The organism is Pedobacter jamesrossensis (genome assembly GCF_042650905.1).
In the GTDB taxonomy this organism is placed as follows: Bacteria; Bacteroidota; Bacteroidia; order Sphingobacteriales; family Sphingobacteriaceae; genus Pedobacter; species Pedobacter jamesrossensis.
Genome location: NZ_JBHSBY010000139.1, coordinates 29,788 through 45,411 on the forward strand (window position 1 = coordinate 29,788; position 15,624 = coordinate 45,411).

General features: G+C 38.3%; 11 protein-coding genes. 6 read left to right on the forward strand and 5 right to left on the reverse strand.

The window, feature by feature from the left end; all coding sequences use genetic code 11:
• Positions 1-30: 30 nt before the first annotated feature.
• Together ACFOUY_RS17215 and ACFOUY_RS17220 are read right to left on the reverse strand one after the other, a co-directional pair.
• A complete protein-coding gene (locus tag ACFOUY_RS17215) occupies positions 31-441 on the reverse strand; it encodes a response regulator (RefSeq protein ID WP_378962440.1) in 411 nt (136 codons plus the stop codon).
• A gap of 6 nt (positions 442-447) precedes the next feature.
• Positions 448-5,106: a PAS domain S-box protein gene (locus tag ACFOUY_RS17220; RefSeq protein ID WP_378962441.1), complete on the reverse strand. Its 4,659-nt coding sequence runs from the start codon at positions 5,104-5,106 to the stop codon at positions 448-450.
• A gap of 345 nt (positions 5,107-5,451) precedes the next feature.
• Here ACFOUY_RS17220 and ACFOUY_RS17225 point away from each other — a divergent pair, with 345 nt between their 5' ends.
• The 3 genes from ACFOUY_RS17225 (at position 5,452) to ACFOUY_RS17235 (ending at position 8,969) form a co-directional block, all read left to right on the forward strand.
• A complete protein-coding gene (locus tag ACFOUY_RS17225) occupies positions 5,452-5,700 on the forward strand; it encodes a hypothetical protein (protein WP_378962442.1) in 249 nt (82 codons plus the stop codon).
• Between the two features lie 1,717 nt (positions 5,701-7,417).
• A complete protein-coding gene (locus ACFOUY_RS17230; RefSeq protein WP_378962443.1) occupies positions 7,418-8,614 on the forward strand; it encodes a helix-turn-helix domain-containing protein in 1,197 nt (398 codons plus the stop codon).
• A 157-nt stretch (positions 8,615-8,771) separates the two neighbouring features.
• Positions 8,772-8,969 (forward strand): hypothetical protein, encoded by a 198-nt coding sequence (locus ACFOUY_RS17235; protein ID WP_378962444.1) that lies wholly within the window; start codon positions 8,772-8,774, stop codon positions 8,967-8,969.
• A gap of 323 nt (positions 8,970-9,292) precedes the next feature.
• Here ACFOUY_RS17235 and ACFOUY_RS17240 read toward each other — a convergent pair whose 3' ends face one another.
• From ACFOUY_RS17240 to gap, 3 genes are all read right to left on the reverse strand, one after another.
• Complete coding sequence (locus tag ACFOUY_RS17240) at positions 9,293-10,486, reverse strand: phosphoglycerate kinase (RefSeq protein WP_378962445.1); 1,194 nt, start codon at positions 10,484-10,486, stop codon at positions 9,293-9,295.
• A 6-nt stretch (positions 10,487-10,492) separates the two neighbouring features.
• Complete coding sequence (locus ACFOUY_RS17245) at positions 10,493-10,930, reverse strand: GNAT family N-acetyltransferase (protein ID WP_378962446.1); 438 nt, start codon at positions 10,928-10,930, stop codon at positions 10,493-10,495.
• Positions 10,931-10,993: 63 nt separating this feature from the next.
• A complete protein-coding gene (gene gap / locus ACFOUY_RS17250) occupies positions 10,994-11,992 on the reverse strand; it encodes a type I glyceraldehyde-3-phosphate dehydrogenase (RefSeq protein WP_378962447.1) in 999 nt (332 codons plus the stop codon).
• A gap of 942 nt (positions 11,993-12,934) precedes the next feature.
• On the opposite strand from gap, the gene ACFOUY_RS17255 reads away from it, so the two are divergent.
• From ACFOUY_RS17255 to ACFOUY_RS17265, 3 genes are all read left to right on the forward strand, one after another.
• Positions 12,935-14,146 carry a helix-turn-helix domain-containing protein gene (locus tag ACFOUY_RS17255; RefSeq protein WP_378962449.1) on the forward strand — a complete coding sequence of 404 codons (1,212 nt, stop codon included), beginning with the start codon at positions 12,935-12,937 and terminating at the stop codon, positions 14,144-14,146.
• Between the two features lie 186 nt (positions 14,147-14,332).
• On the forward strand, positions 14,333-14,911 hold the full coding sequence (locus ACFOUY_RS17260) for a Crp/Fnr family transcriptional regulator (protein ID WP_378962450.1): 579 nt from the start codon (positions 14,333-14,335) through the stop codon (positions 14,909-14,911).
• Between the two features lie 205 nt (positions 14,912-15,116).
• The gene (locus ACFOUY_RS17265; RefSeq protein ID WP_378962451.1) at positions 15,117-15,560 is read left to right on the forward strand and encodes a DoxX family protein; all 444 of its coding nucleotides are present in this window, start codon (positions 15,117-15,119) and stop codon (positions 15,558-15,560) included.
• Positions 15,561-15,624 lie beyond the last annotated feature (64 nt).

The window sequence follows — 15,624 nt, forward strand, 5'->3', positions numbered from 1 at the left end:
CAGGCCATGCCGGTTAACCGACGAGGTACTCTAGGTATTGGCCGTAAAAAAAGGAGCGAGCAATTTATCTTCCTTCAAACGCTCAAGATCTTCCTCTTTCAATGGCTTGGACAGATAGTTCAAAACCATATCATTGGAGTCGGCCATTTCAACATCCACCTGATCGATAGAAGAAGATACCATTACAACGTGAATCTTTTCTCTTTTTTGATGAACACTTAACCGTTCCAGCATCTGCCATCCATTTAAAATGGGCATATTTATGTCCAGAAAAATCAAAAAACATGCATCTGAATCTGATTCTGCTGCGATCCTATGGAGTGCGTCACCCGCCGAAAGAAAATATTCTGTTTTGGCAGTCAGGTTGCTCTCTTCTATGACCATCTCATGAATGAACAGTACCATACTGTCGTCGTCAACTACCAGAATTATATTTTTCATTACAGCTCACTTAATTTTTTCAGATTTTTCTGTTATCTCTCTAACTATTGTATCAAGTTCCGCCGTGCAGTGTTCGATATTAGCAATTAGAAAGTTCTGTTTATCCTTGTTCTGCATGGAAGGTTTTGCTAATAGCGTGACAAGTCCCATTAGTTTTGCAAGTGGTGCCCTAACCACATGGGACTGAATCCAGGAAATTTCTTTCAAGACCTTATTCTGTTTCTCCATTGCATTAAAATATTTCAACCGGTCTGTAATGTCATGTACTACGACCACTTTCGCGTTTCTTCCCTTGAAATCAATGATGTTGCTCTTGATCTCTACATCAATAACCTCTCCGTTCTTTTTGTTGTGCCGGAACAACCCTTGGTAAAAGTGGTAGCCTTTCTCCCTAGTTAACCTCACAGTTTCTTCCATAGCCGGAATTTCTTCTGCTGGCCTGATATCCTTTAGAGTCATATCCATAAACTCTTCGTAACCATAACCGTAATGCGACATTGCCGTTTGGTTTACATCCAGAAATTTTAGGGTATCACAATCATAAACCCACATAGGTAATGGGCTCAGATGAAAGAGCTCACTGTACCTTTTTTCTGACTCCTCAAGATATCTGAGAACCGATTCAGCTTCTAATTCAGCCCTTTTCCTTGCATCGATATCCTGGAAACTACCGAATATCCGAATGCACTTACCATCGAGCATCTCCGCCTGTCCTATCGTTCTGATCCATTTCGGATTTCCCTTAAAAGTTAGTATCTCCAGCTCTTCGTCCCAGGGAATACCGTTTGCAATGCATTCGTCCACCCTTTTCCTGATTGTTAGTCTTTCATTTTCACTTCTAAAGTAAGATATACCAGTGTCAATATCTGGTTCAAAATCAGGCTCAACCTCCCTGATCTCTTTTGTCACATCAGACCAGTAGACCGTACCCGCCACAACGTCAATCTCCCAGCTTCCTACCCGGGCAAGACTATTGGTTCTATGCAGGAGATCCTCCAGGTTTTTACGCTCGGTAATATCCTTGCCGACAGAAAAAATCAGTCCCCTATCTTCCATTATTTGTGAAGTCCAGGCTAGCCATTTGAGTTTTCCTGTTCGCGTAATATACCTTTCCTCGATAAAATAGACAGACCCCGCAGCTCGTTGGGCTTTTATTCTGTCAATAGCTCCCCTTTTCTCTTCAGGATGAAGAAAATCAGTAAACGGTTTGGAAATAAGTTCTACATCTGTATAACCGAGAATAGTGCTAGCTGCAGGATTTATTTTCTTGAAATAGCCTTCAAAGTCCGAAATGGCAATAATATCTGGGGCAAAATCAAAGAGCTGTTCAAGTTCCTGCTCAAGCTGTTTTCGTCTGATTTCTGCACCAAGATGCAGCCCAAGGCGTTCAAGAGTGGCTTCCGAATCCCATTTAATTTTTCGTCCCTGAGCACCAAAAACAAGTACCCCTATAATTTCCTTATCATCAAAAAGTGGAATACCGCAGACCTGATATATTAGATCATTGGAAGGGTTTTTCTTGCTAATAAAATCTCCACTGATGCCCGCAATATTCCCAAACTGTATGCTACTGGTTTTCCACACCATTCCAGCAAAACCCTTTGACCGCTTTAACTTGCGGATTGTGTCCGTATGGGTTTCTGTATTTTCCTGATTACTGTCTGGCGCTAGCCTGCCCATTAGACTCATTTGCAGTCCGTCGTGGTCGAGCATCCAGATTTCTGAATATTCATATTTTCCGGATCTGGCTAGCAGTTTCATTGTTTTCTCAATCGCTTCCATTAAACCACGGTTTCTGCTGAATATCTGACTAACCGATGACATGATTTTTTCCTGTTGCTGTAAATTCATAAGCCCGGTTATATCACGCCCAATTGATATAAGATGAATAATCGAACCGTCTTTATCGGCTACAGGGCTGACCGAAAAACTGTTCCAAAACTCTTCGCCATTCTTTTTGTAGTTAACAACAGAGATCTGACAGGATTCTCCACGCTTTAAACAATTTGCTAATTTATCAAGCTCCTTCCTGTCCGTTTTTTTGCCCTGCAGTAAGCTGGGTGATCTGCCTAGCAGTTCTGTGGCGCTATACCCCGTAGTGTGGCAAAACGAGTCATTTACATAAATAATTTTTGCGTCTTGGTAATTCGCATCGGTGATCATGACTAAATCACTCGTCTGGGTGACCACCGATTCCAGCAGTTTTAGTTGATGTTCCTCTTTACGCTGCTTGGTAACATCCTTTATGGCACCAACCATCCTAATTGCACTTCCATTATCATCTCTAACGATAAACCCCTTATCCATAACAATAGAAAATTCGCCATCTCCCCTTTTTAACCGATATTCGTCGGACCACTGATTTTCCGAGGATTCCAAAAGTAGGTCAAGTTTACTGTTTACCCGGGCAAAATCATCTGGATGAACAAGATTTGCCCAGGCACCAATATCGGAGCTAAGCTGATGTGAATCCCAAAAGAATAGCCTTTGAAGGCCATCACCCCAATAAATCTTATTTGTTTCGATGTCCCAGTCCCATATCGCATCGGAAGTTGCTTTGGTAGCAAATCTATATCTTTCATTAATACGCAAAATTGCTTTTTGCGTGTCTATCCTGTCGGTTATATCCCTTGAATTTGCAACAACACCTTTAACCGCTGGCTCATCGATAAGGTTGGTAATAACTGTTTCCATCCATCTCCAGCTACCGTCATGGTGTCTGAAACGAAAAGGCGGAAGGGCAATTTTACGGTCGGTACCTAGCCTGTGAAATCCGGCCATAGTGGCATCTCTGTCTTCCGGATGTATAAACTCGAAAGCATTCTTGCCGATGTATTCATCTGGCGGTGTTTCCAATACGGACTGTGAGGTCGGGCTGACATACATGTAGTCCCCATTAACATCTAGAATCGCAATAAGATCTGAACCGTCCTGTACTAGGGCTTTGAACCGCTGCTCACTCATCATAAGTTTTTCCTGAGCCAGCTGTTTTTCTGTTCCGTCCTTTGCTACTGCAAAGATTATCTGATCTTTATCATCCCAGCGCATGGACCAAACCAACGTGATATATGTTCTGTCAGAACGTCGCATCCTATTCTCTATTTGAATACTTTCCCCTCCCTGAACGATTTCATCAAGCACTTTCTTCATCGCTTTTTTATCCTCAATATGCAGAAAATCCCCTATGGACCTGCCCACGAGTGATTCGGGTGGATAGCCCCACATAAGTTTCGAGGCAGCACTCAAACTTATAAAATTCCCGAACATGTCCAGAGTGGATATGACATCTGGAGAGGCTTCCAAAATCCTGGAAAGCTTTCGGTTTGTTGACTCCATCTCTTTTTCAAGTTCTCTGTGATGGGTGATGTCATGGATAGATCCGATCAGTTTCTCGCACTTCCCAACATTGTCGAAGACAGGTGTTACGGTTATGATGACTGTCCTCTCCCCTGTAGGATAGAGTACTGCTTCTTCCCGGCTAATCGGAATCCCAGTTGAAATACATTCTTTATAGTGCGAAAGGGTTGCATTGAGATGTGTTTCAGGTATCACCTCCTCGATCAGGCTATTTAAAACTTCCGCCTCGGAAAGACCGGTAATCCTTAGAAAAGCCTTGTTGACTGTTCTAAACCTGAAGGCATTGTCATGGCAAACATCGACTACAAAAATCGCATCCTGCAGGTTGTCGTATATAATTTCAAGATCTCTTTCGTTGTCCAAAAGTTGTTTTTCCGTTTGAAGCTGTAGCGTAATATCCTTCGCGGAAACAAAAACACCTTCAACCGTTTCAGAAGAGCCGACTATAGGCTTGAAGATGAGCTGAAGTTTCTTAAGTAGATTTGCTGTCACCTGGGCGGTAATCTCGGACTGCGCAGACTCGCCTCCCAGTACCTTCTTGTATATTTCTGCTACTATTTGGCGTCTGTTCTCCTGGGCGTATTCTAGAATATGGCGCCCTACCTCAATGGATTTTCCATAATACTCCTTATATAAAGAATAAAATTTGTTGTTAAAAAATGTGATCCTAAGTTCCCTGTCCAAAAGCACGAAAGGTTCTTCTGTGCCCTGGGCGACGGAGTGCAAAATGGCGCAATTATCTGCACGGTGACTGAACATGGGAAAAAGAGTTTTTCCCGAAACGGGATCGCTGACAAGAATTTCATTTACCGTTTGAAGGATATAAATGGAGTTTTCTGAACGGGAGGCAAGTAGAATACTCTTGACCTCATATTCTGGGCGGTGACCATGTGGTAGAGAAGATTTATTGGAATAGTCTGCAAGGCATTGACTTGCTTCAGAATTACTGCCCTTTAGACCATTCAGTACGTTCCACATCCTGGTTGCATCCTCGGTCCGAAGGGATAAAACCCCAAAAAGATCCAACCCCAGCAATTTTTTTTCGGTAAAGCCCAATAGATCGCAGTAACTTTCGTTTGCAGCCTGTATATGGAAGGTGCCAGAAACAGGGCTAAGGATCACCGCTGGCTCCCTTATCCCCGCAAGAAACTTAAGTAACAGTTTGTCTTTTATCATCATCTCCTCCTCGTCAATAAAATAGTCTATCGCGTGATACCTTTTGTTCTTTCTGTGCAGCATCTCGACAGGTGAAATATAAGAACAATTATGGAATTCAGAAACCCATGTAGCTGTAATATTATTCAGCATACTGACAAATCACCGCCATAGTTGATTGATCCGAGTTTCAATCGTCGTCAAAAGCAATAATATAAAGGTTTTTTATCTAATCCCGCTTTCCCAGCCAGCGGATCCAACCGTCAATACGCAATTAAACTAATAGAATAAATCATACGCAAGAAGCATCCTTACTAATACTACATAACTCCTCTAAATTGTAAGGAAATGGAAAGATCTGACTGAATTAATATGTTAGGTTTATATGTTTGATCAATCCAGCGCAAATTATGTCCCGATTTTTGTCTTCAGGGGAATGAGAATGCAATTGCATTCACAAAAGCTTTTTATTACATCACATTACCTCCTCACACGAGAATGGCCATTATAGATCCTAAAAAAAAGAATCATGAGCTAAAACAACTACTGGTGAAGGTAAAGCAGCTCAGAGGATTTGGAGACATGGATACCTATCGTCTCGCAAGCACACCGGAAATATACCAGAACTCAGGGGCTGCGAACATACGGGACAAAATAATAGAGGAGTTTTCAGACCCTATAACCTATAGTCAGGCCAGGAAACGGCTGATCGTGGAAATAGAATCGCAGATCGGCACATCCGGTTAAGGTTTCGGGAAGATTAAACCATAACCCTCGAAGGCTGGGGTTCTATTGGATTTGGCTTGAGATTGGACGAAATTTAAGGTCAACCAGAAAGGCGATAAAATGCTTCTCTCTCATCAGAAAGTTTAAATATCCAATGAGGCTATCAGTACTGGCTAAGATGGACAGGAGAATCTATTTCAGAACTACGCTCTAGGTTCTCGGTTCATCTGGAAAACACTTTTCGCTGGAACTGGACTTAGTTTAAACACCAGTAATTAACAGAGGGCATAACATGATTGGTAATGATAGGCATTTAAGGCAGACGGACTATTGCCAACGCCGATAAATATAAAAAAACAGGGTGGTTTTGGATGATGATATAGCCTTTTTTCTGTTTATATTTTAACAAAATTAGGGAGCAGAAAAAACAAAAGGAAAAATATCCAAATGAAAACATTTTTTTTTATCGACGCATTTTTATGTTTTAACAGCGCCGAAGCTGTTGGACTCGCACCTAACCCCTTACCTCATCAGTATGAGAAACTATTCCAGCATGCCAGTCTCGAAATTAAGGCCGATCAACATTTTGGAAACTGTAAGGATCCAGCACTTTCGGCCGTCAAATTAAATCCAGGCTCACGGTTTGGATGATCAACACCGACAGCCAACTAACCCCAAAACCGAACGTGGCCGGAATTAATTTTTGATACTTTCAATAGCCATGTGTCAAGTTCTTTTTGACGTATCTGGTTTTTCCTGCCCGTTAAAGTTTCGAGATTTTACAGAAATTGGAAGACTGACTGATCTGTATATTACAGGTTGATAAAGCCCTCCCCGAACTAAATATTTATAATAAGAAAAGTAGGAATCATGATGAGTAATCCGAATATTCACTTGCATCTAATCTGAAATCAGGGATATCCTCTCTTCAATGTACCCAATTGAATACAGTTTGATAAAAAATTCCTTGGTATTTCCCAATGACGACAGGGATTATCCAGAATCTACTTCCATTGATCTACTTCCATATCGGGTATTGAGTATCTTCAAACATAGCCAACTGTGTTAATGGCCACCCCAACTTAGGAAATCCCCGGTTAGTTTCCTAATGACTGTCGGATGCGACTTTCGTTCTTTTCTCCGCTTATTGCGCTTATCTTTTTGTGCAGATATGGCCATACATTCTTTTTCAACCCAGAGATAATACTCGTAACCGGTAATGAATCCAAAGTTTACCCAGATCAAGGGGTAATCGGCTTTGTCGTATTGTCTTGATGTATAAGCGAAGATGTTTTATTGAGCTCCTATATGTTTTAAGTGTATTTTTACAGTAGCCATTTCCGATAAGTTCCGCTACTTTTTCATTGTGTTCCTGAAAAATTGCAAGAATGGTTGCAGATTGTTTCCCAATCGACCTGCTCGTCATGAGCTATCATACCGGTATGGATTTTTCGGGTTTCTGTGGCAATCCTACTCATATAATCGTTTTTAACACGGCTTTCCTGCCCGGTCCCTCTAACATTGTTGCGATGGGGATCCCATTGATGAGGATGAACCTCCCGCCCGATTGAGATCTCTTAACGCTTACCACCTACACTAAAGACTTATTTCCAAGGAGAGATTCATGCCCTGAAAAACCAAAAAGTAAATAATTTGTTATTTTAATTAGTATAGAGGAAAAGGAACACGCTCTAGTAAATATTATTGATACTTTTGGATCCCTAAACAAATTCAAGCTTTGCATCCCTTTTTTTTTACCGTTATTGGCGCAATATTTATCCTCTCCTTAGTCATCGTACAACTTTCATTGTATGGTCGTGCTAAAAAATACCTCAACCTTTTATTAGTCATTGCTATTTTCGGAATCGTCTGGTATGCCTTTATGTACTTGATGACCAATTCTGGATACATCAGAAATTACCCTCTATTATTTAATAAGGGACTCCCACTATATTATCTTATTGCTCCATGTTTTTACCTGTACGTTAGAGGCTCGCTTAATCATGTCTATTCTAAATTTAGAAAAGTTGATTTATTTCACTTTTTAATCATTATTCCAGCAGTTATCTCAGTTTTACCATATAATTTGCTCGATTATTCCAGACAGCAGGAAATTGTAAATAAAATTGCCTCGGATATTCATTTTGCATTTTCCAGTAATAAATATATTGTACAACCCTGGCACTGGTTTACTTTTCCCTTGTCGGCATTAATTTATTCCCTTTTACAATTCCGGCTTGCAAGACAAGCTGTTAAGAAAAGACTTAATTCCAAGACCATCAGGTGGGTATATTTATTTACCAGTATTTGTACCCTCATATTCGTTGGAATGCTTGTTATTAATATTTCGATATTAAAAGACATGAATAATGCATGGTTTATTCTACACCAAAGCAAACTAATCCTATTAATGTGCTTTTGTCTGTTGATATTTAGCTTATCATTTTTCATCAATCCAGAACTTATTTTTGGATTTACCAAAACTGTGGAATCGGGCGAACATTTGCCACTAGTGGATAGTTTAAAAAATAATAATACAATTCACACAGTAGGAAGTTCAACAATTGAAAGAGCAAAGCATAAAATTATTGATGAAAATTTGGTTCATCAAGTAGAGCTATTTATGATTGAAAAAGAAATTTTCAGGCAAAACGGGCTTACCCTTAGCGATCTTGCTTCTTTGCTGAATGTCCCAAGTCATAAGCTATCCGATTTATTCAACAATTACTATCAGCTAAACTTCAATACGTATATTAATAATCTTCGGATAACTTACATCAAAAACAGGCTTGATAGAGGAGACTGGAAACAATTAACTTTGGAAGCTATTGCAACGGACGCTGGCTTCGCATCTAGAAATACCTTTTTTGTTGCTTTTAAAAAAGCAATGGACAAAACCCCCTCAGCCTATCTTTCAGACCTTAAAAATGCTTAAATATGTAATGATTTATGATATCAGTACATAATAATTCCATTGGAATGGTGGTGTTAAGGCATAAATAGTGAATTTTTGTAAGTGCTTTATAATTGAATTAGTTTAAAGTCCTTATGAAGAATTATCGTCCCCGCTGAACCAAACTAATACTTACAAAATGCTTAACTCGAAGAAAAAAACCTTGATGGTTTTTAAAATCGCACCAGATAAATTTACGGAGCTAGCCAGTTTTGTAGATTGTGATAAAGAATCTCTTATCGTATTAACACCCGTTGAGCAAGTATCAAGCGGTGCTGTTTTTCTGGAAAAGTCGATTTTAGAAACATTGTTTGAAGAGTTTGAGAATGCCTCTTAATCCCTCAATTTGCTTTCCGATCCAAAAGCAATAAATAGTTTTTAAACACATCATAGTGTTTAAAATTAAATCTTTTAATTAGTTCTCATCCATAATGAAAAAACCTGGAATACTATGTAAACCAGGTTTTCTTTTATAAATACAAAAAAGAGAGGAACTGTGTAATAATTATAAAATTTGTCATTCTGAGCATAGCCGAAGAACCTTTAAATTAAGGCATTTCGGCAGGCTGAATGAGACAAGTTTTTCGAATAACTATACTATCATACACCCGTGTTAATTAATTTTTTGGTATTTGTTACAACTCAAAACATGATTATTCTTTAGTCATTAATTGCTTTAACACCTGGCAATTCTTTACCTTCCATATATTCGAGCAATGCGCCACCGCCAGTAGAAACGTAGCTAACAGCATCTTCCATACCAAACTTAGCAATTGCCGCAGCCGAATCGCCACCGCCAATTAAAGAGAAGGCACCGTTGTCTTTAGTTGCTGCAACTACTGCTTCAGCAACAGCTTTTGTACCAACTTCAAAGCTTTCCATTTCGAAAACGCCCATAGGTCCGTTCCAAAGTAAAGTTTTAGAATTTTTAATTACATCCTGAAATAAAGCTGCTGATTTAGGACCAATATCAAGTCCCATCCAATCTGCAGGAATCTGACCAGAATCTACATCTTTTTTATTGGCATCGTTTGCAAATTTATCTGCAATAACGGTATCGACCGGAAGGATCAGATTAACACCCTTTGCTTTAGCCTTTTCAATTAATTCTAAAGAAAGTGCTTGTTTATCTGCCTCTAACAATGATGTACCGATTTCACCGCCCTGAGCTTTTGCAAAAGTATAAGCCATACCTCCACCAATGATGATATTATCTACTTTATCCAATAATTTTTCAATTAAAAGAATTTTATCTGAAACCTTTGCTCCACCCATAATCGCTGTGAATGGTCGTTCTGCATGATTTAATATTTTCTCTGCGTTCTCTAATTCGGATGCCATTAAGTAACCGAAGTATTTAGCGTTAGGGAAAAACTGAGCAATAATTGAAGTAGAAGCATGTGCACGGTGAGCTGTACCAAAAGCATCGTTCACATACACATCACCCAAAGCTGCTAATTTTTCAGCGAAACTGGCATCCCCTTTTTCCTCTTCTTTATAAAAACGAAGATTCTCTAATAACAAAACCTGACCTGGAAATAAATTTTTAGCCTGATTTACAGCAGATTCACCAATACAATCGTCAGCAAATTTCACTTCTAAATCGAGCATACGAGACAAATCTCCAAGAATATGCTTTAAAGAATATTTATCTGTTGGTCCATCTTTTGGGCGACCTAAATGCGACATCAGAATAACTGATCCACCATCATTTAATATTTTTTCGATGGTTGGTAAAGCAGCACGCATTCGCTTATCATCCGTTATTTTAAATTCATCATCCAGAGGAACGTTGAAGTCTACACGAATAAGTGCTTTTTTATCTTTAAAGTTAAGCTGGTCTATTGTTTTCATGCTCTATTATTTTTGATTTAAGTTTAATTTCATTTCATAATGGAACCCAATTCCCGGAATATCAAATTCGGGTGATTCGGTTGTAAATCCAATTTTTTTGTAAAATGCCGCCGCAGTAGAACGGGCGTTGCACCACAAATAACTGGTTTGATACTCTTTTAAATATTCTATAGCAAAACGGATTAGTGCAGCTCCATAACCTTTCCCTCCGTAATCGGGATGAGTAGCCATACCCCTTAGTTGGTAACCCTCCCCTTCTCCTTCAAAGAAATCGTTACGCATAAATGTAGCTATCGAAAGGATTTCGCCATCTAATTCAAATCCCAGGTGAAATGTATCATAAGCGTCATCTCCATCAAAAAGACAATGCTCAAAAGATTTACCGTTTCTCAGAACCAGACTTCTTAAGGGAAGTACCTCTTCTTTGGAGATGAATTTTACCATAATTATTTTTAAATGGGCAAAAATTACTTTATGCAAACGTTCCCGTAATTTACCAAAGGCTATCTATTCTTTGGCTTCTAATAAAGCTATTTTTTTTATTAAATCAACCAATCGGCTGCTATAACCAAATTCGTTATCGTACCAGCCTACTACTTTCACCAAATCGCCCACAATGGAGGTAAGTTGTGCATCAAATATACAAGAATGTGGGTTATCAATAATATCTACCGAAACAATTGGATCCTCGGTGTATTCAAGAACGTGTTTAAAATCGCCTTCAGCCGCATTTTTAAAAGCAGCGTTTATTTCTTCGATTGTTGTCTTTTTCCTTAAAATACAAGTAAAATCGGTTAACGAACCATTTAAAACAGGCACCCTGATTCCGGCACCACCTAAACGACCATCTAACTCCGGAAAGATGTGTGTAATTGCTTTTGCAGCACCAGTAGTTGTTGGAATAATAGATGCTGAAGCAGCCCTTGCCCGGCGTAAATCTTTATGATTACTGTCATGCAAATTCTGATCCCCGGTCATAGAGTGAATTGTAGTGATATACCCTTCTTCAACGCCCCAGTTATCGTTTAAAATTTTAATCATTGGAGCAATGTTGTTGGTTGTACAACTGGCATTTGAAAGCACTTTACTCCTTAAATCTATTTCCTCTTCATTAACACCAAGTACCACCATCGGAATATCATCAGCTGCAGGTGCAGAAATAATTACCTGCTTTGCACCAGATGCCAAATGACCTTCAGCATCTTCCAAGCTTAAATTTTTACCGGTACAATCAACCACAATATCAACTTTCAAAGCAGACCAAGGTAACTGAATTGGGTGTTTAATTGAAAATACCGGAATTGAAATATTATCGATAACTAATGCATCGGGCTTTGCTGAAACCTCCCCCTTAAACACACCATGAACGGTATCATATTTAAAAAGATGAGCCATTGTTTTTGGGTCAGACAAATCGTTAATCGCCACAACTTCAAAACCCTCCGCAAGTGCTAAACGTAAAAAAGTTCTTCCTATCCTTCCAAACCCATTTATCGCGATTCTCATTTATTAAAATTAGAGCGCAAAATTACTGTTTATTTTGAGATTGAGGAAGATAAAATAAGGCTTTGACAATAGAACGATTATTAAGAATTTCAGGAGTTATCCTGCTTCGATGTTTTGTTACAAATAAAATTAAATTGATCAACGTTTTGGAACACCGCCAAAAAGCTTTTACACATGCTAAAAAGGATGCGGCAACAAGCAATTTGAAACAGGCCAAAAATGGGTTTCACTTTTCTATTACAACAATGGTTTTCAATGGGTGAGCAAATTACCAAAGCTGATATTTATGATAAAACCAGTACAACCAAAAGTTAGTCAAAAAGTTTAAATCATCACGCATGCACTCGCCCAAAGCCTTTGCATTTTTACCAGGTTTTTACGGCTAAAAAAAATCAATGGCAGACATTGATCCAGCTACTTCAAACGCTGGAGCAGCATAGTAATGAAAAGGATGCAAAGGCTATACGTTATTCATCTTTGGTGCTTGTTAGCTTCGGAAGTTTACAAGTAATCTACCTGTAAAACAAGTCACTTGCAGACAGCAAATATCACCTTGCCATATGCAAAGATTACCAAAAAGATAGACTTCCCGCAAGGAAGCATTTTAAGTGTTAAAAAGGGCTAAATGCCAAGATAATTATCTTGAGCCAAATTCATCTTCTTATTTTTCCCTAACTCATAAGAAAATAAATCTGAAGAAGAATTGTTTTATTCGCTCATGGTATCGAAATATGGACTAAGTTAAATCGTTTAAAATTAACTTTATCAGGAAGCGTGTTGAAACTTTCCAAAGCCGCTATTGCGGCTTTTCATGCTTAAAAACAATCTATTTTACCTACCTTAGCAGAATACCCATCGAAATTCATTAGTATTTTTTTAACAAAAATTTTATTGCCAAAGCAAGTTTGATAAACAATTAAGCTCTACCTTGGCATCAACGCTATGTATTTTTTGAACTTTCTGGTTAGTACCACGTGCTTTTTTTTACTCTTATTTGCAGTACATCTGTTTTTTGCTAAAAAAGGTAATAAAACAAATAACATCCTGCTTTCACTTTTATTTTTTGCTCGTTTTGGTCAAATTTTAACTTCGTTAATAATCACATCTAACCAACAACAAGCGCTATCCATACTTTTTCAATTTTTTACGCCTTTATACTTTGCAGCTCCTGCCTGTCTTTATCTTTATGTTACGGGCTTTCTTACCGATAGAAAAGGCTTACACAAAAATGACTGGCTTCATTTCATCCCGGGGTTATTGGCAATTATCCATGTTATACCCTGGCCAGGGACGGAAGTGCTTAATTGGCAGATAATAGCTAAGCAACTTGCAGAAAACGGATACCTTTCCTTATTTGCAAAAAGCGGATTATTCCCCTCTTATTTCCACAACTTAGGCAGAACTATATTAATTTTAGTTTACCTTTTTCTGTGCTGGCGAGCCATCAGCAAATCCAAAATTAGAACACAAACCAGTACTGAAAACCCCGGTAAAGACTGGATATTTTTTTTACTCGGCGTAGCAACACTCTTTCAATTAATGGGCATGTTGCCCATAATACTCCGAACATTTAGTATTCCATTCTACCATAGTTCTTTTATTAGTCTCAACTGCATTGTACTCCTTGGTATCTTATCGTATGCAATACATAAGCCTAAAATGTTTTATGGATACTTGTTGGTTGCAATTGACTGGGATAAAAAAACTGTAGCAACACCTGTTTTATTGGATCAAGAAATTGCATCTACACAACCAACTATTACCCCAAAAAAGAGTTTCCCATCACTAAAAAAGAATAATCTTTCTCCAGAACTGTTGTTGCAATATACCAACCTAATTAAAAGGATAATGGAGGATGAGCAGATCTACCTTAAACAGGATTTACAAATTATTGACTTGGCAACGAAACTAAATATTCCAGTTCATCACTGCTCTTACGTACTTAATAATGAAATTGGCAAAAACTTTCGAGATTGGATCAATAGTTATAGAATAGAATATTTTTTAAAACAGTATCCTATTTTAGGGGGTAAAATTACCATAGAAGCCGTAGCACAAGAATCTGGATTTAAAAATTTAGCAACTTTTTACAATGCATTTAAAAAAGAAAAAGGCGTGCTACCAACTGATTATTTCGCAAGAAACAACTCATAATATCACTAAAAGGCTTTTTTTGGTCTAACCGTTGAATGGTTAGGGTTAAGATTTTACATTAAACATTATTTTTAAAGAATCACTTATAATTTTGGGCAAGCTTTGCAACGCTCCAAGGTCGAATTAAGTCGATCTCTAAATTCCTTTCTAACTAATATGATAACAGATCCCGAAAATCGCTTGTTAATGCAACCGCTCTTTAATTTCCTTGGACAGTTTCATCCCTTATCTGAAGGCTTTATCAATTACCATTTAGAAAACTGTAAATTTATTGATGTCAAAAAGAATAAGTTTATCTTATCTCCTATTGATAATAATAATTACATGTACTTCTTACTTAAGGGAGTAGTTAGGGGTTTTGTAAGGGAAGGTAAAAAGGATATTAGTACCTGGTTTAGTTTCGAAAACGAGCTTATCGCTGCCATTCGCCACCCTAACCAACAATCAAAACATTCTAAAGAGTATCTTCAGGCAGTAGAAGACTGCAAACTGATTTGTATTCCATACCACAACGTAGATTTACTCTCTATTCGTTACCCGGAAACCAGTTTAATTAGTCGGAAACTTTTAGAAATGCAGTATCATGCGGCTTCAGAAAGGTCGATTCTGGCCAGAATACCATCAGCACTTGAAAGGTACATTAAGCTCGAAAGTAGTCCGCTTAATATCAACAGAATTCCACTTCGCTTTCTTGCAAGCTATCTGGGTATACGCTTAGAAACATTAAGCAGACTACGCCATAAATCGGTTATAGCTGTTCACTAACATGTAATTGCTTTTGAATATTTAGGTTAAAGCCAACTAGATTTTCAATAAACATCCGTCTTTAAGGCCGAAAATAAGGATAAGAGGATATTGGTTCATTAATACAAGTTTGGCATTTTAAAAAAGAATTATGACTTAAAATCTTATATAACACCTACACGAACATTTTTTTTCGTAAATTGCTTATAACCAATATATAGAAGTCATGAGCGCAATAAAAAAAATTCAGGATTGGGGCGATAGCCATCACCCTGCCTGGTTAGACTTTTTCAGAATCGCATTAGGAATTACACTGGTTTGGAAAGGCGTAGCCTTTTGGACTAACATGGAAGCTTTTAACAGCTTAATGAGGGGTGAGCAATTAGGCACCGCTGTTTCCATCAGTATATTGGCCCACCTGATTATCCTTTTACACATCATTGGTGGGCTCGCAATTGCGCTGGGTACGCATACAAGAACCTTTTGTTTGTTGAATCTTCCAATCCTTTTAGTAGCCACTTTTTTAATCAACCTTTCTGGTGGAATTTTCCGCCCTTACTCGGAATTCTGGTTTTCTTTTTCGGTATTGCTTGGCTTGATCTGTTTTTTAATTCAAGGAAACGGCGTATTTTCTGTAGAAAGACTGTCCGAAAAGACTCAAAGTACATAACAACTACAGATACCAGTGCCCGATTTCAAAACCGGGCACTTTTTACCTAAACCCTTATAAATCA

Bases quoted from the DNA above. Each gene is read 5' to 3' on its own strand.
- gap (WP_378962447.1), bottom strand. From the start codon at position 11,992: ATGAGAATCGCGATAAATGGGTTTGGAAGGATAGGAAGAACTTTTTTA.
- ACFOUY_RS17220 (WP_378962441.1), bottom strand. From the start codon at position 5,106: ATGCTGAATAATATTACAGCTACATGGGTTTCTGAATTCCATAATTGT.
- ACFOUY_RS17255 (WP_378962449.1), top strand. From the start codon at position 12,935: ATGTATTTTTTGAACTTTCTGGTTAGTACCACGTGCTTTTTTTTACTC.
- ACFOUY_RS17265 (WP_378962451.1), top strand. From the start codon at position 15,117: ATGAGCGCAATAAAAAAAATTCAGGATTGGGGCGATAGCCATCACCCT.
- ACFOUY_RS17245 (WP_378962446.1), bottom strand. From the start codon at position 10,930: ATGGTAAAATTCATCTCCAAAGAAGAGGTACTTCCCTTAAGAAGTCTG.
- ACFOUY_RS17240 (WP_378962445.1), bottom strand. From the start codon at position 10,486: ATGAAAACAATAGACCAGCTTAACTTTAAAGATAAAAAAGCACTTATT.
- ACFOUY_RS17260 (WP_378962450.1), top strand. From the start codon at position 14,333: ATGCAACCGCTCTTTAATTTCCTTGGACAGTTTCATCCCTTATCTGAA.
- ACFOUY_RS17225 (WP_378962442.1), top strand. From the start codon at position 5,452: ATGGCCATTATAGATCCTAAAAAAAAGAATCATGAGCTAAAACAACTA.
- ACFOUY_RS17235 (WP_378962444.1), top strand. From the start codon at position 8,772: ATGCTTAACTCGAAGAAAAAAACCTTGATGGTTTTTAAAATCGCACCA.
- ACFOUY_RS17215 (WP_378962440.1), bottom strand. From the start codon at position 441: ATGAAAAATATAATTCTGGTAGTTGACGACGACAGTATGGTACTGTTC.